Genomic DNA, 22,593 nt, shown 5'->3' with positions numbered 1-22,593 from the left:
TAATAAAATGATAACCTTTGGGTAGCTATCAGAAAGGTCATTTTCATCTTTAAAAACGTATAAACAAATTTAAACCAAGCCGAACGATTCTACTCCGTTGTGCAGCGATTCAATAGCCCGCGTTAATTTTCTTTTTACTTCCTCAGCAATGGGGGCAAGTTTGGGGTTATCAATGGCCATCATCGAAGCAACCGGGTCAACGGCGGTCACTTCAATCACATTTTTTCCTAAATCCTGAACCACAACATTACAGGGAAGCATGGTGCCGATTTTGTCTTCACTCTGTACAGCTTTGTAGGCATAGGCCGGATTGCATGCACCCAGTATGGTGTATTTTCTGAAATCGACATTTAGTTTTTCCTTGAATTTATCATGAAGGTTGATTTCTGACAAAACTCCGAATCCTTCGATTCCCAAAGATTCTTTTACGCGATCAATTGCCTGTTCAAACGTGGCGTCGATTTTTTTCGTGATGTAATATTTCATTTTCTCAAGTTTAAATGGTTTGTAGTTCTTTAAACAATTAAAAATGGAAAAGTTTGCAATCAGGTGAATTTATATTACTGAGGGGTTACTCAAATTTTCCCTCAGTAAAAATGGAGAAGCTATTTACGGTACAAACAGCATTCCGGAAGCGCTTTGTAAACATCGTCTGGAGCTTTAAATTTTTCCGTGTCGTGACCAACCTTGGCGATGGCTTTCTGAATGTCATCTGAATTTGTTTTTTTTGAATCAAATGCAACATGAAGCATTTTTGTTTCTGTACTCCAATCGGCCAAAGTCACTCCTGAAACTGATTTTGCTGCAGTTTCAATGCGATCTTTGCACATCTCGCAGTTGCCCGAAACCTTAATCATTTGATGTTGCATCTGCATTTTGTCACTCAGCGGGTGACTTGGAGTCACCTGCTGAGTAGTTGCTTCACTTCCCATATCCATTCCGGGCATACTTCCCGATGAAATCTGGTTTCCTTCCTGATTCATCATGCTGGGTTTGCCTTCCAATTGGGCAGCCGCGTCAACACTAAATGCGCCTTCAGTAACAATTTCTTCGCCATCTGCTAATCCATTGGTCACCACATAGCTATTACCGAGCTGAGGTCCAAGTTCAATTTCGCGGATTTTAAATATTGGCTCGTCTCCGGGTTGTTTGACGTAAACAATCGATCGTTTGCCTGTCCAAAGCACTGCAGAGCGCGGAATAACGAGTTTATTTTTGAACTCATCCAGGTTCGATTTAACGATACCGGTGACAAACATTTCTGGTTTCAGTTTAGCGCCGGGATTGCTCATTTCCAACCTGACTTTGGCCACACGGTTCACCGGATCAATCACCGGATCGATAAACATGATGTTACCAGAATATGCAGAGCCAGGCAATGCCTGAATCGAAAAATCAATTTTGTCACCTTTCTTCAGGAACGGCAGATCGCTTTCGTAAGCATCAAACAGCACCCAAATACTCGATAAATCAGAAACTTCATACAATACCGATCCCTGACTCACATAGTCGCCATTGTTGACTCGCCGGGCGGTAACAATCCCGCTTGCCGTCGATTCCACTTCCATATTGGCCTGCACTTTTCCTGAATTTTCGATTTCCGCGATTTGCTTGTCAGTTAACTTCCATTGATGAAGTTTTTCTTTGGCAGCTTCGTAAATTTCGGGCTGCGACTGTTTTGTTTTTGCTGCCTCAAGCAATTCCTGCTGAGCAGTGACCAATTCCGGCGAATAAATGAGAGCCAGTGGCTGTCCTTTTCTCACCATTTCACCGGTAAAGTTGACCATCAGTTTTTCGATTCGCCCGGGAATATAGGCCACCTGATTTTTTAGCAGACGTTCGTCTGCTTGTACTTTTCCATATAAACGCAGCTCTTTAACCGGATTCTGGCTGCTAACAATGGTTGTCAACACATTGGCAAGAGCGGCCGATTCTTTGGTGAAATGCACCGCTGCCGGATCCATTCCGGAAGTTTCGCTTTGAACGAGCGGAATCAGATCCATCGCGCAAATCGGGCATTTGCCAGGTTTATCCATCCGGATTTGCGGATGCATCGAGCATGTCCATATTTCTGCTTTCGTCTCGTCAGCCGAATGATTGTGCGTTTCTTCTTTTTGCTCCGAAGAATGAAAAATTGCCCATCCAATAAACAGCCCGATTACGACAAACAAACTGTTTCGGAAATATTGATTTAAAAATATCTTTTTCATGTAATGTATTTTATTGAATTTGTGAACATGCCATCAGGCGTTTGAGCCATGCAATGGCCGTGTTGTTATCCGAAATCGCTTCAATCTTTTTCAACTCATAATCGAGTGCTTGCTGCCTGATTCGTAAAACATCAGTCAGTCCTGTACCCGAAACTGCGAAACTTTTCTGAAGAATATTAAGCGATCGTTCAGCCAAATCGTATTGATTTTCATAGAGCTTCATCCGTCGTTTAGCATCCTGAAAAAGCTGGAGTGCTTCGTAATATTCGGTTTGCAATGCATTGGCCGTTGCCTGATAACCTTGCTTGTTCGCCGTTTTCATTAGCTCAACTTCTTCGCGCATCGCTTTGTATTTCTTCCGGTAAATGGGTAAAGTAACCGTCACCATGGGCATAATCATATCCTTGCCGTTCATGTCCGGAGCCATGGCTAACGGATCTTTTCCAATCAGCGAATAATTCATTCCCAAACCAACCATCGGGTAACCCATTTTTGTGACCATCGTCTTCCGCGCTTCGAGCGATTGCTGCTCATAGTCAAGCATTCCGAGCATCGGACTTTGACTTAGCATGCTGTCGGAAACCGCTGAAAGCGAATAGGTAAGTGAGTCCGCTTTAAGTTTCCCCGGAAGTGTTACCAGCGTTTTCGACGGACGATTCAGATATTTATTAAATCGGACAGCAATGGTTTGTTCCTGATTTTTCAGCAAGGCAATATTGTTCTCCAGTTCCCCGGTTTCCATTTGTATGCGGTAAATATCGGCCAATCCTGAACCTCCGGAAGCCGCCATGGGACTTGCTGGCATTGCTGCCGAAGTCGTTGGTGCCGAATTTCCGGAATTACCACCCATTGTATTCATTCCTGATGAACTTTGCGCTGATGCTGAATTCCCTGGCGAGCCAGAACTTCCAGAAGGCGATCCACCACCTGATGAACCGGCTTTGAATTTTACCAGCGAAAGCCGTTCGAGTGAGTGCAAAATTTCCAGATTTTTCTCATTGATCAGGATTGATTGCTGTACTTTTTGCAACTCATTCCAAGTGCGCTGCACATCGTAAAATACCTGCAATTTGGTTTCGCGAAACGATTCGAATTTGGCTTTGGCCATCAGGCTCATTTCGTCTTTGGCATTTTTTAGCACGCCAAACCACGGAAACATTTGCATTAGTCGAATGTCAGCGACCTGTTTTCCGGCGACCAGTTCCATCGGACTCAGAAACACGCCCACATTCAGTTCCGGATCGGGCAAACTGCCTACCTGCGGAACCTTTTGCAGAGCCGCCTGATATTCAGCAAATTTTTGCTGAACGGACGGATTATTCTTGGCCGCCAGTTCCAGATAAACCATCAACGAATCCTGCGAATAGCAGGACAAGCTGAGAGTAATTATGCTGGCTAATATTATAAGTTTCTTCATTTGTCAAATTTTTTGAACCACAATAGGCACATAGAACACATAGTTTTAGTTTTAAAATTTCTATGTGAACTATGTGTCTATGTGGTTAATTTCCTTTCTCACTGCCGATTCCCGCCACATCGACTGAAACATCGGCACAACAAAAACAGTCATGACCTGAATAACCATTCCGCCAAACATTGGGATAGCCATGGGAATCATGATGTCGGAGCCTTTTCCGGTGGACGACAAAACCGGCAACAAAGCAATGACAGCAACCGCAGTGGTCATCATCGCTGGCCGGACACGTTTCATTCCGGCGGCGACCACTGCTTCGCGAACATCGTGAACGGTTGCTGGGTGACGGTCTTCAAAGACCTGATGGATGTAGGTTCCCATAATGACGCCGTCGTTGGTCGCAATGCCAAAGAGCGCAATAAATCCGACCCAAACAGCCACACTCAGGTTAATGGTGTGCATTTGGAACATATCCCGAAGGTTGATTCCCACGACTGTGAAATTCAGGAACCAATCCTGACCATACAGCCAAAGCATGATGAAACCTCCGGCAAAAGCCACAAATACGCCTGAAAAGTGAATAAATGAGGCCGTAACTGTTCTAAACTGAAAATAAAGCAACAACAAAATCAGGAGCAAACTGATCGGAATTACAATTGCCAATCGCTTGGTAGCCCGCATCTGATGTTCGTAATTTCCGGCAAATTTATACGACACCCCGGCAGGCAGCACCAGCGAACCTGAACTTATTTTCCCCTGAAGGAATTTGCTGGCTTCTTCAACCACATCAACCTCGGCTTTGCCTTCATTTTTGTCGAAAATCACATAGCCATTCAGGAACGTATTTTCGCTTCGGATCATTTGTGCGCCTTTGGTGTAGTCGACTTCGGCAATTTCGCTCAATGGAATCTGAACGCCGTTCATGGCCGGAATCAGGATGCGTTTGATATCGTCAGGATTGTCGCGTAATTCGCGGGCATAACGAACCCGAATCGGGAACCGTTCACGCCCTTCAACCGACGAAGAGAGCGCCATTCCACCAACGGCCACCGAAAGCACTTCCTGTACGTCGCTCACACTCATACCGTAGCGGGCCATGGCTTCACGGTTAAGCTTTATTTCAAGATAGGGAGCGCCCACTGCCCGGTCGTAAAATACCGAAGAACCTTTGATGGACGGCACTTCTTTCAGTGCCTGTTCGAGCAGCATTCCGCCTTTTTCGATGGCATCCAGATCGGGACCAAAAACTTTCAATCCCATCGGTGCGCGCATTCCGGTTGAAAGCATCACCAAACGCGTTTCAATCGGTTGTAATTTCGGCGCTGAAGTCAAACCCGGAATGTTGGTCACTTTCACTATTTCATTCCAAATGTCGTCGGGTCGTTTAATTTCGGGTCTCCATTGGCGGAAAAATTCGCCATTCTGATCTGGAATTAAACTATCGGCCGGAATGACCTTGAAACCTTCTTTCTCCGGATTGTATTTCGAACCGTTTTTCAGGACATAACTGCCATCGCGGTCGACTTTAAATTGCATGCGCTGACCATTTTCATCGAGAATATACTCCGGACGGTAATTGATCGTATTCTCGAACATCTGCACCGGAGCCGGATCGAGCGCCGAATTAACACGACCCCATTTTCCGACAGCTATTTCTACTTCAGGAATGGCTGACAAGCGTTTGTCAAGTAATTCAACGTATTCCAGATTTTTCTGAATTCCTGAATGTGGCATACTGGTGGGCATCAACAGAAATGAACCTTCGTTGAGCGAGGGCATAAATTCCTTACCGGTTCCCGGAAATAGCTTTTCAGGCTTTTGCCACATGGCCGTTTGTCTGACGTTTTTCCAGCCCACTTTTTCAGCACCGGAAGCTACAATACCGAAAGTCTTGTCGAAACCTTGCCATGCCAATAAACCGAAGATTAGGGTAGTGGCCGGAATCATCAGAAATTTCCATTTGTTTTCAAGTGCCCATCGCATGATTTCTTCATAAAAATGAACCATCGACATCAGGACGGCAAGAATTACAGCAATGATGCCACCAACAAACAAGTAGTTGACCAACGTGCTGTTGTGCGCGCCTAACGGAAGCCACTCGATGGTGAGAAACCAGGCCGCAACCAGCACTGTTATGGCAATGTTGATGTAGTTTGGGAATTCTTTGCGATTTTCGGGCCAGCGGTCATCGAGCAAATTATTGATCCCAATAGCGATCAAAGCCAGCGCTGGCCAGGTTTGCCAAAGAATGATAAAAGCGACCCCTGCTAAAATAAGGCTTCCGTTCCATATTTTGCGGATCTTTTTGGTATCGAACCGAATATTGAAGAACAGATAGGTCAATGTAGGCAGAACCACAATCCCGAGAACAAATGCAGCGATCAGCGCAAATGTTTTAGTGAAAGCCAGTGGATGAAACAGCTTCCCTTCGGCTGCCTGCATGGCAAAAACCGGAAGGAAACTGACGATTGTCGTTGCAATGGACGTTACCACGGCAGCACGCACTTCGGTTGTTGCCTGGTAAATTACCGACATCAGTTTCTTTCCACGGATGCCTTTGTTCTCTGGCATTTCGAGATGTCGAAGGATGTTTTCCACATCCACAATCCCTATATCGACCATGACACCAATGGCGATTGCAATACCCGAAAGAGCGACCACATTGGCTTCGATACCGAATAAGCGCATCAGGATGAAGGTCATTAAAACGCCGATGGGCAGCAGTCCGGCGACAATAAGTGATGCCCGCATATTCATAACCAGTACAATGATCACAATAATACTGATCAGGATTTCGTGCGAAAGAGCCGATTCGAGTGTCCCGATAGTTTCTTTGATCAGGCCGGTCCGGTCGTAAAACGGAACAATGGTTACTTTCGAAACCGTTCCGTCGGGTAAGGTTTTTTGCGGCATTCCGGCTTCCAATTCCTTTATTTTGCCTTTCACATTGTTGATTACATCCATGGGGTTTGACCCGTAGCGTGCAACTACAACGGCTCCGACCGCTTCTGATCCGGCTTTGTCCAGTCCACCACGGCGGGTTGCCGGACCAAACGAAACATGCGCCACATCTTTAATTCGCACCGGAACATTATTACGAACAGCGACCACCGAAATTTCAAGATCATTCAGGTTTTTGACATATCCCAGGCCGCGAATGATGTATTCCACATTATTCAGTTCAATGGTTTCGGCGCCAATGTCGAGGTTACTTTTGCGCACGGCGTTCATCACATCCATGGTCGAAACATTGAAGGCTTTCAAGGCTTCAGGATTTAAATCGATCTGGTATTCTTTAATAAAACCACCAGCGGATGCCACTTCTGAAACGCCTTCAGCAGTTGTCAGTCCGTATTTCACGTAGAAATCCTGAATGGTGCGTAATTCCTGAGGATCCCAACCTCCGGTTGGCTTTCCGGTTTTTGGATCGCGACCTTCCAGCGTGTACCAGTAAATCTGTCCAAGCGCTGTGGCATCGGGCCCTAAAGTGGGTTGCACTCCCTGCGGCAAAGTGCCTGATGGAAGCGAATTAAGCTTTTCGAGGATGCGCGAGCGGCTCCAGTAGAATTCTACATTGTCTTTAAAAATGATGTAGATGAAAGACATTCCGAACATGGAAGTACTGCGAATGGTCTGCACACCCGGAATTCCAAGCAAGGCAGTGGTCAGCGGATAAGTTACCTGATCCTGAATGTCTTTTGGCGAACGTCCCATCCATTCGGTAGCCACAATCTGTTGGTTTTCCCCAATATCGGGAATAGCGTCCACGGCAATCGGATCGCGCGGAAAAAAATCTGTTTTCCAGTTGAACGGCATGAAAACCATCCCCAAAACCACAAACGCGATCAGGAAAATAAAGGTAATCAGCCGGTTCTCAAGAAAATATTTGACAAGTCGGTTAAACATGGTGAAAAAGTATTAGCCCCATCCCCAGCCCTTCCCCGAGAGGGAAGGGAGCTTGGGCAATGAGAATTCTTAAAATCAGATTTTTGAAAATGGTTATTCTGAATTTGCATAAAACCCTAGGTCCCCCATTGGGGATTTAGGTGGCTATATCTTTACCGGTATTTACAACAGCTTGGAAGCTTATCGTAGGCTTGAGCTTCAGCTTTTACTTTTTCGGTATCGTGACCCGCAGCAGCTACTTTCTTACCAATTACATCCATGCTTGTTTTTACAGGATCGAATGTTACGGCCAACATTTTGTCTTTTTTGTTCCATTCGGCTTTGCTAACGCCGTCAATTTTTGCAGCCTTCTCAATGCGAGCTTTACACATGTCGCAATTGCCCGAAACTTTGATGGTTTCGGTTTTAGACTTGGTTGCAGGAGTTTGAGCGTTTGTATTTGAAGTATATACGATTGCCAGTAGGGCTATGATGGTGATTTTAACTAATGTTTTCATTCTATTTTGTATTTGATGTTTTTGAAAATATGATTAACCCAAAAGGGCTCAAAGAATGCACGAAGAACACCATGAATTTGTTTAACTAATCTAAGATTTTCACTGATTGAAGCACTAAACCAATATCCAAAGATTAGATTTTAATCTTTGTGTCCTTCGTGAAAAACCTTTGTGTTCTTCGTGTTTAAAAAGAAAACATCAAATACGGAAAACGCATATTTTGGGCAGGCTTACAGCATGGAGCAGTAAGTTTCCTGGTGGACTGACATCTGTTAAAGTCTGGTTTTCAGCAGTCAGCGAATGAAAAGTAATATTTTTAGGTATAACAAATACTTGAAACACCGTTTGTGTGAATACTTTGAATTCTGTAAACGAAGGAGAATAGTTGTGATCGATTTCGTAAACCGAAACCTTGTTACTACAGCAATTCGATTCGACATGGTTGCCCGGTTGAGCGCAATCATCAGTTGCTGTTTCCATACCGCAGGATGCCACATGCCCAGTCAACGAAACTTTCGACTGAGCCAATTCACCTCCGCAGTAATGCTGCGAGATCGTGAGTTGCATGCCCGAAAGCAACATGAGTAAAGCAATTGATATGGAAAGAAGTTTCTTCATCTATTTTTCAAACGCAAATTGATAAAAAAATGTTCTTCAAAAGTAGAATTATTTGTAAATGGAAAGAATAATAGCTTGTTAATAATTGCAAATAGCCATATTGAGTGCAAGCAAAAGTCAGGGTGTGACTTCAAGTCACGCCCTGACTAAGTCAAATTAGCAAGCCATTTCTCCGGCGTTTTTCTTTGCCGATAGCAGATTATAAGCTCCTTTTAATACAACCTTTTCTGCTGCAATGTTAAATCCTTCAGGTAAAGTAACCTCAGTAAAACCTCCGTCTGTCACGCCTTTGTGTACTTCAATAATTCGATATTCGGTAAAAGGCTGTCCGGCTTCTTCCTTATTTTTGTCGAAAACGAAAATATAATCCTTGTCGTCGAAGCTAACTACGGCCTCAGAAGGTAATGCGGCAACCTGATTTCCAGAAGTTTCGATGATGGCATTCACATACATTCCGGGTAGCACATTTTTGCACGTTCCGGTAACGTTAGCATATACTTTGTAGGTTTTATCTGCATCAATTGCACGTCCGGGTTGGGTAATGATTGCTTCGTGAGGTTCAGTTTCGTTGTTGATGAAGAAGCGTATTTTTTGTCCCTGTGCTATTTTGTCTGCATCTTTTTCAAACAGGGTAAGTTCAAGGAAAAGCTTGTCACTATTGACGATTTCGAACATGACGTCGGCGGGGGCAACGAATTTTCCCAGGTTGATGTTCACCGTTTTCAGGAACCCTGAAATTGGTGCGACAATTTTGACGGAACTGCTGATGTCGTCTTCGTGAAGGTTGGCTGGATTGATCCCAATCAGGGTTAGTTTCTGTTCCAGCGCTTTTACCTGCGATTTCAGGCTTTTGTAGTCGGAAGTCACCTGTTGAAGGTTTTGCTGCGAATACACCTCGTTTTTATACAATTCGGTATGGCGTTTATACTCGCTTTCAGCAAATTCGAACTTGTTTTTGGCTTCCAGATAACTTTGCTGAATGTCGACAAACTCCTGATTCTCGATCAAGGCTAACGTTTGTCCTTTGGAGACTGAATTGCCCGGCATCAGCGTAGTGCTTTTAATGAAACCGCCCATCGGAGCGCAAACAGTTGCGAGATTTTGCGGGGCAACGGCAATGGTTCCATTCACTTTCAAAGTCCCGCTCATCGAACGCATTTCGATTGTGCCGGTTTCGATGTTGGCCAGTTTAATCTGGTCGGCACGCATTTCCACAATGTCTTCCGGCAGAACTTCTTCTACCTCTTTGCTTTCCTCTGCTTTTTTCGGAGTTCCATTGCACGCAAAAAGGATTAACAGAAATAGAGAGAAAACGCTCTTCCGGGAAAATATATAATTTGTCATGATGTTCTTTAAGTTTTTTAGCATTAATAATTTATAATTCATCATCAATCATTTTTAAAACGTTTTTCCTGAAATGAATTCGATGTTGATAATCGTCTGGTTGCAACTGTTTATAGCATCCAGATAATTCTGCTTGATTGTCAGTGCCCGGCTCAGGCTCAGCACGTAATCCAGATAATCCAATGCTCCGGCTTTGTAAGCTCGGGTCGATTGATCGATGATTAGATTGGCTTCCGGAACGGCCTGTTTTTCGTAATAGTCAATACTCTTGCTGTATTTTTCGAACTCATCAAGTAACGATTGGTAATTTCCCTGAAGCGACTTGGTGTACTGTTCAGCATTCGTGCTGGCAATCTGTTCTTTTATTTTGGCTGCTTTCACTTTTGATGCAAACGGCGAAACCCAAAGCGGAATAGCGATTCCGGCCTGAATACCGTTAAAACGATCTCCGGAACCAAAAAACCGGGGAACGCCATTCACCTCCTGAGTTCCCTGCATGGTTTGGCTAAAATAACCGATACTGAAATCGGGTAGGGCGCGACTAACTTCCAGTTGCTTTTCGATATGAGAAACCTGAACCTGTTGGTTGGTGTAGCTTATCGAAGGATTATCCGATAGAGCCGAACTGTTTGCAGTTGGTGTAAAATCGATGCGTCGCAAAACGGTATCAGCCGGATACAAAGCCATTCTGACATTCAGGAGCGTTTGCAATTGCCGGTTGAGGATGGCTTTATCGGAAATCAATTGCTGCAACTGGTTTTTGATTTCCATGCTTTGCGAACGGGCGGTAATCATTTCCAACTTGTTGGTTTCGCCTACCTTGGCGCGGAGTTCGGCGGCCCGACTGAAACCTGAAAACAAACTATCCTGATAAGTCAGAAGCTTTTGTTTCGTATGAAGGTAAGCCAGTTGCCAGTACACCTGTTTCACTTGCGTAGCAGTTTCGAGCTGCGACGTTTTCAGTTGCCATTCGCTGCTTTTCACATTGGCCTTGCCCAGCTTATTCTGATTGATGTAAACCGAAGGAAACGCGAACGACTGCGAAAGGGTAAAACTATTGTCTTTGGTGTACGAATTGAATTGCCCGAACTGCATGTCAATGTTGGTCTTGTCCAAATCCCAGGATGCGCCTTTCAAAGCTTTTTGTACTTCTACCGAATAAGCTGAGGAACGTACATTCAGGTTACTGTCCAGAGCCATTTGAATGGCTTCGTGCAAATTGATGGTCTTTGCTTTTTGCGCCTGAATTGGACTTAAAAACGATGAACCGAAAATCAACATCAGCAAAACAATAAGCGTTTTAACAGAATTGTTTTCCATTGGGAACCGGAATTTGCGTGAGAAAAAGATGTAGAATATTGGTAGGATCACTAGGGTTAACAAGGTTGCTGTGATCAATCCGCCAATCACAACTGTTGCAAGCGGTTTCTGCACTTCGGCACCGGCTGAACTCGACAAAGCCATTGGCAAAAAGCCTAGCGAAGCAACGGCAGCGGTCATAATTACCGGGCGAAGCCGGGTGTGCAGACCTTTCTTTACGCGTTCAGTAATGTCGGTGACGCCTTCTTTTTCGAGACGGTTAAACTCGGCAATCAGTACAATTCCGTTGAGTACCGCTACCCCAAACAAGGCGATAAAGCCAACTCCAGCTGAAATCGAAAAATTCATTCCGCGCATCCAAAGTGCAAACACTCCACCAATGGCCGACATCGGTACAGCGGTAAAAATCAGTAGCGATTGTTTTATCGAATTGAATGAAAAATAAAGTAAAACGAAAATTAACAGTAGCGCCACCGGAACGGCAATTGCCAAACGGTTTTTGGCTGCTTCGAGGTTTTCAAACTGACCGCCATACGACACGTAATAGGCTGCAGGAAGTTTTACCTGCCGGTCAATTTTTCCCGAAACATCTTGTATCACGGCTGCAACATCGCGGTTTCGGACATTAAACCCAACGGTAATGCGGCGTTTGGTATCTTCGCGCGAAACTTGTGCAGGACCCGAACGAATCGAAATATCTGCTACCTGTTCAAACGGAATTTGCCCGCCATTCGGAAGGGCCACCGACAGATTTTTTACATCGTCCAGACTTTGGCGGTAATCTTTATCAAGGCGCACTACCAAACCGAAGCGTTTCTCTTCATCGAAAACCACACCTGCCTGACTCCCGGCAAAAGCAGCTCGCAGGACACGGTTTACATCTTCAACCGAAAGGCCGTATTGCGCCAACCGATCACGGTTATAATCCACCTGAACCTGCGATAATCCGGTTACTTTTTCGACATTTATATCTTCCACACCCTCAATATTCATGATGATCCGTTCAACTTCCGAAGCTTTTTCTGCTAACGTATTCAAGTCGTCACCAAATATTTTAATGGCCACATCCTGTTTCGATCCAGTCATCAGTTCATTGAAACGCATCTGGATTGGTTGCTGAAACTCAAATTTTACACCAGCCAGTGGAATCAGCGCTTCTTCCATTTTTGCAACCAGCTCTTCGCGGGTTCTGGCTGAAGTCCATTCATCTTTGTCCTTCAGGGTAATGATGTAATCGCCGGTTTCCATCGGGGTTGGATCTGTTGGAATTTCACCAGCTCCGATTTTACAGACGGTATGTTTGATCTCCGGAAAGTTATCAAGCAATATTTTGTTGGCTTTTTCAACCATTTCTACCGTGTGCGAAAGTGAACCTCCTTGCAATGTCATTACTCCGGCTGCCAGGTCGCCTTCTTCGAGTTGCGGAATAAACTCACCACCCAAACGGGTGAACAGTAGAATGCTGATCAGGAAAAGCACAATGGCAGACGCCGAAACCAGCAATTTAAATTTCAAAGCAAAATTGATTACTGGATTAAAAGCCTTGTGAAGACGATCCATCAACCGGTCGGAAATGGTGCGCTTGTGTTCAGTTTTTTTACTCAGGAACAGGGACGAAACCATTGGAACATAGGTGAGCGAAAGGATGGCTGCTCCAACTAAAGCAAAAACTACGACCTGTGCCATCGGGCGGAACATCTTTCCTTCGATGCCGACCAATGCCATAATTGGCAGATAAACAATCAGGATGATCACCTGTCCGAAAGTGGCAGAACTCATCATTCGCTTTGCCGATTCGAATACGTTTTCGTCCATTTGTTCCTGAGTCAGCTTTTCAACTCCCACATGGTGTTGTTTGCTCATGAATATCCGGTGAACCACGCTTTCTACAATGATTACCGCGCCATCTACAATCAATCCGAAGTCGATGGCTCCCAAACTCATCAGGTTGCCCGACACGCCAAAGAGGTTCATCAACGAAATGGCAAAGAGCATCGAAAGTGGAATGACCGAAGCGACAATCAGCCCGGCGCGAACATTCCCCAACATCAGTACCAGAATGAAAATTACAATCAACGCACCTTCCAGCAGGTTTCGTGATACAGTGCCAATGGCACGGCCCACCAGGTCAGAGCGGTTCAGGAACGGTTCGATTTTTACTCCATCAGGAAGCGATTTTTGGATGGTAGCAATGCGTGTTTCAACATCATCAATCACCTGATGCGCATTGGCTCCCTTCAGCATCATGACCACACCGCCAACGGCTTCGGTGGTATCCACCACAAAAGCGCCATAACGTATCGCGCTTCCATATTGCACTGTGGCGATGTCTCTGACCAGAATTGGAATTCCGGAGTTGTTATTTTTTACTACAATTTTTTCGATGTCGTCGATAGTTTTCACCAGGCCGATACCGCGAATAAAATAGGCATTCGGTTTTTTGTCGATGTAGGCGCTACCGGTATTCTCGTTGTTTTTTTCGAGTGCACTGAAAATGTCTGTTAGCGAGAGATTCATCCCCCGTAACCGTTCCGGATTAACAGCAATTTCGTACTGCTTTACAAAACCGCCATAACTGTTGATGTCTGCGACGCCGGGAGTCCCGAGCATTTCGCGCCGAACCACCCAATCCTGGAGGGTACGCAATTCCATCGGGTTGTACTTCTTTTCCAGGCCTTTGTCAACAGCAAGTCGGTACTGGAAAATTTCGCCCAATCCGGATGAAATAGGGGCGAGCTCAATTTTTGCCAATCCGGCAGGAATATCTTCTTCGGCTTCTTTCAGCCGCTCGTTTAATTGCTGGCGCGCCCAGTAAACATCCACATCGTCTTTAAAAACGACAGTAATTACTGAAAGTCCGAGGCGCGAAATGGAGCGAAGTTCAATGATGTCAGGAATGCTGGCCACAGCCACTTCAATGGGAGCGGTGATGAAGCTTTCAACTTCCTGAACCGCAAGCGAAGGTGCAATGGAAATAACCTGCACCTGATTGTTGGTGATATCGGGAATGGCATCAATTGGCAATCGGACAAGCGAATAGCCTCCCCAGCCAATTAAAGCAACGATAAACAATCCAACAATAAATTTATTTTTGATTGAAAAATGAATGATACGTTCGATCATGAGTAATTTGATAATTTGAAAATGAAACAATTTGAAAATTATCGGTGAGCTTAAAAGATTTAAAAACATGAACGACAGCAGCTTGTCATAAAAGTACAAGCCGGTCTCGTTGCTGAAATCTAATAAGTAATTGGAATTAAGCTATTTGCGGAGGTTGCCAAATGGAGCTGAGATGACAGGAAAATATTGCGGATGTATATTCGACAGAAATACTTTGTTCGATAAAGGAGAACCCATCGAACTGAACGCTGAAATCCTGATAAATAACGGGCGTTGCACAGCAATTACAAGTGCAAAACGGAGAACATTGGTCGCCTTCAGTATGCTGATGACTATTTGCTGCATTACCTCCAATTTCTGATTTTTGCAAATGGCTATCCTCTGGTCGGTCAATGCAAGGAATTGCAGTGAGCGCCACGATGTAAATGGATAATATGCAGGCAAAAAGTTTCATCTGTCGATTTATATCAACAAAGATATAAAAAGATGACATTATTGATGCAATTATCAATTCTGGTTTTTAGAATCAGGCTTCAGAAATGGCAAGGCAATGTGTTTTTATTTCGATTGTTTCTGGAAAAATTGGCGTTGGTATTCCTCCATTTTCTCCATTTTCTCCATTTGCATCTGCATCATCTGCATCATTTCTTCCATAGTTTTAGGATGCAATCCGAGTGAATTTTGTGGTGATTTTGAGGAAATGCTGTCTTTTTTATCGTTGCCATTTTGGTCAAAGAAGTGATTAGGCATATTGAAATTTAGTGCAATTGAATCATTGCGAGAATCGAAATCTTTTAAATTATGAAACCGTTCAAACCTCTTAATCATCATTGAATCCCTGACTCCGTTAAATGGCTGGGCAAAAAGTTGGTCAAAATCATCAAAGAATGGATGTCCTTTAAAGGTACTGTCGGCAAAGAAACCAAAATCGTTTCCAAACATATCAGGAAAATCTTTGGGAGAAAACGATTTCAGCATGGTTGTGTCATTTCCCGACCAACTATAGGTATAAACTGAGTCAAATCTGGTAAGGTTACCCTTTTCATCGTATTCTTTTGTAACCTTTGAATTTTCCTGAGGTTGGGTTTGCTTTTTTATTGGATTTTGCGCCAAAAGGCCAATAATCAATCCTACACTAAAGAGTAAAATAACAGCAAAACGTTTCATAGCCAGATGATTTAAATTCAATTCAAAAATAGCGTCAAAACCTGAATTTTGAATTTAAAAAAATCTTAAAACAGTATAAAAAATTCTAATCAAGCCGATTTTGTCAATTTGCTGGTAATAAACTATAATTTGAGAATTTCGATTATCTTTATTTTTCCAATAAACGATCAGATGGAGAACTTTATTTTTCACAAAACACAAGACGAACAAGGCCGGATTGTCAGTATTAAAATAAGTGGATTACTAATACTTGAAAATTCACAAGAGCTGAAAAAAGAATTTCTCGGACTAATTGATAGTCTGGGTAATCGGTTAAAAATAAATATTTCAAATGTTACAGATATAGATCTTTCATTCGTTCAGCTATTTATGGCCTTTGTGAGACAAATGAATATCGCTCACGTGGCGTGTCAGTTTGAGTGGAAGCTTGATGAAGATCAAAAGACTTTATTTGAAAATGTAGGTTTGAGTAACGAATTAATTATGAATAATTGATATGCCTAAACAAATTTTAATTGCTGATGATTCTGAAAGTATCCGTGAAATATTAGCTTTTAACCTAAAGAATGCCGGATATGAAGTTTTGGTCGCGAAAGACGGTTTGGATGCGATGCAATTTTTAGATGGAAGATCGATCGATTTATTGTTGACAGATTATCACATGCCGAATCTTAGCGGGCTTGATTTAATTGTTAGAGTTAGACAGATAGAAAAATACAAATTCATCCCAATTTTGGTGCTTACTACAGAAAAGCAGGTTGAGATTATCCGTGAGGCCCGGGATTCAGGGGCAACAGGTTGGTTATTGAAACCCTTCAATTCTGAAAAGCTTATCCAAACCTTGCGAAAAATAATTCGATAATGAACTCATTTGTCGAGAAGTTTAAAGTTGAGGTTAGTGAGTATTTCGAACGGCTCGAATCCGGATTACTCCAATTGGAGCAGGATCCGGAGAATCTCCTGATCATTGGAGAGATTTTCAGGATTATGCACACCATGAAAGGTAGTGGAGGAATGTTCGGTTTTGATTTACTGAGCGATGTTACCCATGATTTGGAGTCACTATTCGAGATTTTTAGATCGAAAGAGAAAATTGTTGATTCTGAGGTTATAAGCTTTACTTTAAATGCGATTGATGGATTGAAACAGCTCATGGTTGAGGATCCAACCGATGAAAACAGATTATTGGCTTCGAAATTGAAATCGGATACCCAGTTGCGGATTACACGTTTTTCTCAGACTCAATTAAATAGTGAGATTGGAATACTGCCAGGTAACAGCGCTGAAAATAGTGTTGAAGCTAAGCAAATTACCTATTATATTTCGTTTGTCCCCGATGAAAATATTTTAATTAACGGAACCAATCCACTTTATTTGATCGATGAACTAAATGCTCTAGGCGAATGCAACATTCAGGTTTCATTCGATCGTCTTCCTCCATTGGCAGAAATCGATCCATTGAAATGCTACATTTCGTGGTATTTGTTTATATCAACATCTGAAAGCATTGATACATTGCAAGATGTGTTTATTTTTGTTGCCAATAACGCACTGATTACAATTCAAAAAGTAGCCAACGAAAATGTGATTCATAAAGAAGTCGTTTTAGCTGCTTTCCTGAATGCTCAAATTAATGAAGAACCCTGGACGTTACCCGAGTCTGATCTTCAGGAATCTAAAGCCAGTAATGATGTTGACAGGACTGAAGAAAAAGAAATTGCGGGCGTATTGTTGAAGTCTTCAACTGAAGTCAGTAAAAATACAGGTTTCACCCAAACAACTGTTGATTCGATACGGGTTGATTCAAGCAAGATTGATCTTTACATGAATCTGGTAAGTGAATTTCTCACTGCACAATCGAGACTTGAACAGATTTCGTTGAGCCTGAAAAATCCGGAACTGGAGTTAGTTACCGAAACCTTTGAAAAATTAAACAAACAATTACGCGACAATGCTTTCGATATGAGCTTAATACCAATAGAGAGCCTGACTATCCGTTTGAAACGACTTGTTCATGATTTATCGAAATCACTCGATAAAGAAGTTGTTTTGGTTACAGAAGGCCTGGAGGCAGAGTTGGATAAAAACATCATTGAAAAACTGATTGAACCATTGTTGCATATCATCCGGAATTCAATGGATCACGGCATTGAAAGCAAAAATGAGCGACTGTCGAAACAGAAAGATTTGATCGGAACAATCTCGGTAAAGGCTTCGACAATTGGAAGTTATGTGCAGATTGAAATTGAGGATGACGGAAATGGATTGAGTGTTGATCAGATTCGCGAAAAGGCGATTGCCAGTGGACTTATTTCCAATCAAGAGAACCTGACTGACGAAGAAGTTTGTCAGTTAATTTTTGAACCCGGGTTTTCAACCTCAGAATCGATTAATAGTTTATCCGGTCGGGGCACTGGTATGGATGTGGTTAGAAACAGTGTGCAGGCGATGCGCGGCTTTGTTGAGTTGGTTTCAGAACGAGATCAATTTACCCGGTTTATCATCAAATTACCGCTTTCATTATCGATCATCGATGGGTTATTAATTCGAATAGGTGATAGTTACTATATTATTCCATCATCCTTAGTCAGTAAGTTGCACCTGATAAGGTCAGAACTTCTGAAAAAAGAAACTCGTCGGGTTATTGAACTTGACGGGCTTCAGATTCCGTATTTAAATTTGCATGAAGAGTTTGATGGTGATGGAAAAGTTCCGGAAGAACAGTTTATGGTCGTTGTTTTTTACGGCAATCATTTCTTTGGGTTAGTGGTTGATGAAGTAATTCGTGAATATCAGGCGGCTATTAAACCATTGGGGCGAATGCCTAAAAGTCAGGATATGTTTTCAGGAGCCAGTATTCTGGGATCGGGAGAGTTGGCTCTTGTGATAGATACCAATAAATTGATACAAGAAAATTCGTAAAACAATGGTTGCAAGTATTATAGATGGACTCAATTCATATTTTACTTTCAGAATGGGAGGTAAACTTTTTGCTGTAAATGTTGGTCAGTTAACAAAGATTCTGGAATTAACCAAGATTACAAAGGTGCCTAATTCACCGAAGTATTTTAAAGGAATAATTAATCTTTTTGGCGATGTTATACCCGTATTTGATGGTAGATTAAAATTTGGATTTCAGGAAGCTGAAAATACACGTGAGACATGCATCCTGATTTTTGCTTTTGAATTTGATGGACAGTTCTATAATTCAGGAATTACTGTTGATTCGGTTGAAAAGGTTCTGATTTTTGAACCGGAGCTGATTAGGCCTGCTCTAATCTCTGAGAAAGAGTTTAATCCGGAATTCGTAAGTGGAATAGCAACTTTTAATAATGAATCTGTCATTTTCCTGAATATTGAGAAGGTATTTTCAGAAGAAGAAATTAAATTGATAATTACTGTTGAATAACCAAATAAATTCAAAGCAATGAGATTTGTTGATTATAAAATTCGGACAAAATTAATGGGGGCATTCGGAGTTCTGATTCTTATCGCTTTCATTTTGTCGATCAACACGATAGTAACCCTGTTATTCTTTAAAAAAGATATTAACTCATTTACCACAGAGTTTATTCCTCAATTGGAGTTGTCCAAACGGATTAATTCTGAAACTCAAATGCTTTCGTTTAATATGGAAGGTTATTATTTGACGGGAAAACCCTATTATTTTTCCAAAGCTGAGGTTGAACTCGCATCGCTAAAGAAATCACTTGATGAAGGTGTGGAACTTCTGGAGAACTCGAAAAAGCTAATCAGTCTTGAGGAGAATTTAAGCGAAGCAAAAATATTGATTCCCCAATGTGAACAGAACATGATGATGACTTTTAAGGTTATTCAGGACATCAATATTTTACAGAATAAAGGAAAACAGATTCAGGAGACAAATGCTCCTGCTGAAAATATTGTATCGAAAAAGAAAAAAAAAGGTGCTAATCTAAATTCAAGACCAAAAATTACCTATCCTGACGTTAGTGGCGAGCTGGCCGAAAAGAACACCCAGCTTCTAAAATTGAAAGTAAAAAATTCAGCAATTTTAGATGACCTGAAAACAAGATCAGAAAACCTCCGAAGTTCGGTTGTAGCTTACACTTCTGAAGTTGCCGAGAATTTTGATCATTCAATCCTGTCATCCATTATTATTACGATTGTCATTGTTTTCATTTCGTTGGGTTTTGCGCTTTTTGTTATCATTTTCATTTCACGGATGATTACCCAACCTCTTTTGAAAGGAATTGAGTTTGCGCAAAATATGGCAAAGGGCGATTTAACGGCTACAATTGACATCGACCAAAAGGATGAAATTGGTGATCTGGCTCAGAATCTGCAAATGATGAGCGTTCGTTTACGGGAAGTAATTACCTACGTGTCTACTACTGCGGAAAATCTTTCTGCGGCAAGCCTGGAACTAAGCTCTACTTCGCAAATTGTTTCTCAGGGAGCATCAGAGCAGGCTTCTTCTGCTGAAGAAGTCTCGGCTGCAATTGAAGAAATGGCAGCTAATATTCAACAAAACAAAGAGAATGCAAATCAAACCGAAAAGATAGCGGTTAAAGCAGAAAAAGATATTCATTTCGGCAGCGAGAAAGTCGTTGAAACGGTTGATGCTATGCGTGTAATTGTCAATAAGATTTCAATTATTGGCGACATCGCTTTTCAGACTAATATTCTGGCACTGAATGCTGCTGTTGAAGCTGCGAGAGCTGGCGAGCACGGACGTGGATTTGGTGTTGTGGCTACTGAAGTCGGGAAACTGTCAGAACGAAGTAAATTGGCGGCTTCAGAAATTGATAAGCTTACCAAATCAAGTGTTTTTAATGCAGAAGAGGCCGGAAAACTTATGAGTGAAATCGTTCCCGAAATTCAAAGGACTTCACAACTAATTCATGAAATATCGGCAGCCAATAAAGAGCAAAGTGCCGGAGCTGATCAAATCAATATGGCAATTCAGCAACTCAATATGGTAACGCAGCGAAATGCGGCAACTTCGGAAGAGCTCTCTACCAATGCGGTTGAATTATCGGCTCAGGCAGAGCAGCTTCAGGAGATTATTTCTTTCTTCAAAATAGATAATGAACGTCATGATCCAGTGAGGACCACAACGATATCCCAGACCTCTGTTCCCCATGAAGTTGTATCAGAAGATGTTAAGCGAGGTGTTATTATTGAGTTGGATGAGATCGATGATATTTCAGACGATGAGTTTGAACGATTTTAAAACCATTATACAGATTAAAAATAAAGTCTAAGTAGTGAAGTCAGAATTTATCGAAATATCGGATGAGCTTTTTCTTAAGGTTGGAAAGATGATCACTGAAAAGTATGGGATTAAAATGCCTCTGGAGAAGAAGATCATGTTTCAGTCCCGACTTCAGCGTCGTTTGCGTGACCTTAATATCGGTTCGTTTGATGAATATGCAATGAGATTGTTCTCAGATAATAACAAATCAATGGAATTCAATTTACTTGCCGATTTTATTTCGACCAATAAAACTGAATTTTTTCGTGAGAAAGAGCATTTTCGTTTCCTGACCGAAAAAATTTTGCCTGAATACATCGAAAATAATACCTCCAATCTGTTTCCTGAATGGAACTTATGGAGCGCTGGCTGTTCAAGCGGTCAGGAGGCTTATTCTATCGGAATTCAAATCGAAGAATTTATGCGATTGAGTGGAATTCAATTCAAATACTCAATCCTGGCAACTGATATTTCAGGAAAGATGTTGCGATTTGCAAGGGAGGCCGTTTACCCAATGGAGCAGGTTGACGAAATACCCATTGAACTTAAACATCGCTATTTTTTGAAAAGTAAAAATTCAAAAGACCCGAAAGTTAAAGTAGTAAAAGCGATTAGGGAAAGAGTAAAGGTAGGCTATCTGAATTTAATGGACGGTTTGTATCCGTTTGATACGCAATTTGATGTAATATTTCTCCGGAATACACTGATATACTTCGATCAAATGACTCAGTTAAAAGTCTTGACGAAGGTTTTAGGTAGTTTAAAAACAGGAGGTTATCTTTTTATAGGTCATTCAGAATCATTGATAAACCTACATTTGCCAATTAAGTCAATCGCTCCAAGTGTTTACATTAAAATCAATACAGAAGGGTTATGAATTCCAGAAATGAAATTGAATCAGAGTTAGAAAATTGCAGAATGCAGCTTTTGAAACTCGAAAAGGAAAATGAAGAATTGGTCAGAAGTCTTTCTGAAGTCAACGAAAAATTGCACGATTCAGAACGACTAAAAGGTCATTTTATCAGCAATATAACCAACGAAATTGTAAATCCATTCACCAGTGTTATTGCATTGGCCGAAAATATTAAACGGTTGAAAGAAGGCGAAATCCCGATGGCTCACCATATGGCTGAACTGATTTTTGAAGAAGCGTTTCATCTTGATTTTCAGCTCAAAAATATATTTGCCGCCGCGCTTATTGAGGCAGGCAAAGAACAAGTCAAATGCTCTGTCATTAACCTGAATGATTTAAACCATCAGATCAGTGAGTACTTCCGGCAACTGCTCGACAAAAAACGAATTCAACTTTCAATCCACTTTTCGAATGAATCAACTGAAAATGATCAGATTTTGTTTACTTCTGATCGGGAAAAACTGGATTTAATCCTTAAAAATCTGATCAGTAATTCGATTAAATACAGTCCGGAAGATTCTGTTGTTGAATTGAAATATTTTATGGGTAAAAAAGAACTTCATTTTGAAGTCTACGATCAGGGAAAGGGAATTAATCCAGACGATCGAAAGATAATTTTTGATCGTTTTAAACAACTCGACGAGAAAATAAACTCAATCAATACGGGTCACGGTTTGGGACTGTCAATTGTTCAGGCTTATGCCGAAATGTTAGGTGGAAAAGTCAGGCTGAACGATAACTTTGATAAAGGAGTCAATGTAATGGTTATTATTCCTGAAAGCGCCGAAGCCAGCGATTGGGATGATCTGGAAGATTTTTTACTCGATTCTGAAGCCAGCTACTAA

17 protein-coding genes are annotated in these 22,593 nt (G+C 42.0%); 7 read left to right on the top strand and 10 right to left on the bottom strand.

All coding sequences use genetic code 11. The annotated features are described in order from the left end of the window. Positions 1-69: 69 nt before the first annotated feature. From AQPE_RS00215 to AQPE_RS00170, 10 genes are all read right to left on the bottom strand, one after another. Positions 70-486: a DUF302 domain-containing protein gene (locus AQPE_RS00215; RefSeq protein ID WP_318349025.1), complete on the bottom strand. Its 417-nt coding sequence runs from the start codon at positions 484-486 to the stop codon at positions 70-72. A gap of 119 nt (positions 487-605) precedes the next feature. Continuing rightward, entirely contained in the window at positions 606-2,210 is a 1,605-nt protein-coding gene (locus tag AQPE_RS00210) for an efflux RND transporter periplasmic adaptor subunit (protein ID WP_318349024.1), read from the bottom strand. A 10-nt stretch (positions 2,211-2,220) separates the two neighbouring features. Continuing rightward, positions 2,221-3,627, bottom strand: coding sequence for a TolC family protein (locus tag AQPE_RS00205; RefSeq protein ID WP_318349023.1), 1,407 nt, complete (start codon positions 3,625-3,627; stop codon positions 2,221-2,223). A gap of 69 nt (positions 3,628-3,696) precedes the next feature. After that, complete coding sequence (locus tag AQPE_RS00200; protein WP_318349022.1) at positions 3,697-7,530, bottom strand: efflux RND transporter permease subunit; 3,834 nt, start codon at positions 7,528-7,530, stop codon at positions 3,697-3,699. Positions 7,531-7,682: 152 nt separating this feature from the next. Further along, complete coding sequence (locus tag AQPE_RS00195; protein WP_318349021.1) at positions 7,683-8,027, bottom strand: heavy-metal-associated domain-containing protein; 345 nt, start codon at positions 8,025-8,027, stop codon at positions 7,683-7,685. 198 nt (positions 8,028-8,225) lie between these two features. After that, positions 8,226-8,645 (bottom strand): HYC_CC_PP family protein, encoded by a 420-nt coding sequence (locus AQPE_RS00190; protein ID WP_318349020.1) that lies wholly within the window; start codon positions 8,643-8,645, stop codon positions 8,226-8,228. Between the two features lie 156 nt (positions 8,646-8,801). After that, on the bottom strand, positions 8,802-9,989 hold the full coding sequence (locus AQPE_RS00185; protein ID WP_318349019.1) for an efflux RND transporter periplasmic adaptor subunit: 1,188 nt from the start codon (positions 9,987-9,989) through the stop codon (positions 8,802-8,804). Between the two features lie 54 nt (positions 9,990-10,043). After that, positions 10,044-14,432, bottom strand: coding sequence for a CusA/CzcA family heavy metal efflux RND transporter (locus AQPE_RS00180; protein WP_318349018.1), 4,389 nt, complete (start codon positions 14,430-14,432; stop codon positions 10,044-10,046). A gap of 136 nt (positions 14,433-14,568) precedes the next feature. Beyond that, positions 14,569-14,886 carry a DUF6660 family protein gene (locus AQPE_RS00175; RefSeq protein WP_404800993.1) on the bottom strand — a complete coding sequence of 106 codons (318 nt, stop codon included), beginning with the start codon at positions 14,884-14,886 and terminating at the stop codon, positions 14,569-14,571. Between the two features lie 104 nt (positions 14,887-14,990). Then, entirely contained in the window at positions 14,991-15,599 is a 609-nt protein-coding gene (locus AQPE_RS00170) for a hypothetical protein (RefSeq protein ID WP_318349016.1), read from the bottom strand. 171 nt (positions 15,600-15,770) lie between these two features. Between AQPE_RS00170 and AQPE_RS00165 the strand changes: the two genes are divergently transcribed. The 7 genes from AQPE_RS00165 to AQPE_RS00135 are packed head-to-tail and all read left to right on the top strand — an operon-like array spanning position 15,771 to position 22,593. Beyond that, a complete protein-coding gene (locus AQPE_RS00165; protein ID WP_318349015.1) occupies positions 15,771-16,094 on the top strand; it encodes an STAS domain-containing protein in 324 nt (107 codons plus the stop codon). Between the two features lies 1 nt (position 16,095). Further along, positions 16,096-16,461, top strand: coding sequence for a response regulator (locus tag AQPE_RS00160; protein WP_318349014.1), 366 nt, complete (start codon positions 16,096-16,098; stop codon positions 16,459-16,461). Next, entirely contained in the window at positions 16,461-18,521 is a 2,061-nt protein-coding gene (locus AQPE_RS00155; protein WP_318349013.1) for a chemotaxis protein CheA, read from the top strand. The genes AQPE_RS00160 and AQPE_RS00155 overlap by 1 nt, the downstream gene beginning before the upstream one ends. A 4-nt stretch (positions 18,522-18,525) precedes the next feature. Further along, on the top strand, positions 18,526-19,008 hold the full coding sequence (locus AQPE_RS00150) for a chemotaxis protein CheW (RefSeq protein WP_318349012.1): 483 nt from the start codon (positions 18,526-18,528) through the stop codon (positions 19,006-19,008). A gap of 18 nt (positions 19,009-19,026) precedes the next feature. Further along, positions 19,027-20,814, top strand: a complete 1,788-nt coding sequence (locus tag AQPE_RS00145; protein ID WP_318349011.1) for a methyl-accepting chemotaxis protein — start codon at positions 19,027-19,029, stop codon at positions 20,812-20,814. Between the two features lie 34 nt (positions 20,815-20,848). After that, positions 20,849-21,712, top strand: a complete 864-nt coding sequence (locus AQPE_RS00140) for a CheR family methyltransferase (RefSeq protein WP_318349010.1) — start codon at positions 20,849-20,851, stop codon at positions 21,710-21,712. A 41-nt stretch (positions 21,713-21,753) separates the two neighbouring features. Next, positions 21,754-22,593 carry a sensor histidine kinase gene (locus AQPE_RS00135; protein WP_318349009.1) on the top strand — a complete coding sequence of 280 codons (840 nt, stop codon included), beginning with the start codon at positions 21,754-21,756 and terminating at the stop codon, positions 22,591-22,593.

Source organism: Aquipluma nitroreducens (genome assembly GCF_009689585.1).
Classification (GTDB): domain Bacteria; phylum Bacteroidota; class Bacteroidia; order Bacteroidales; family Prolixibacteraceae; genus Aquipluma; species Aquipluma nitroreducens.
The sequence above is the reverse complement of the archived record's forward strand: the minus strand, read 5'-3'. Positions and strand labels throughout refer to the sequence as shown.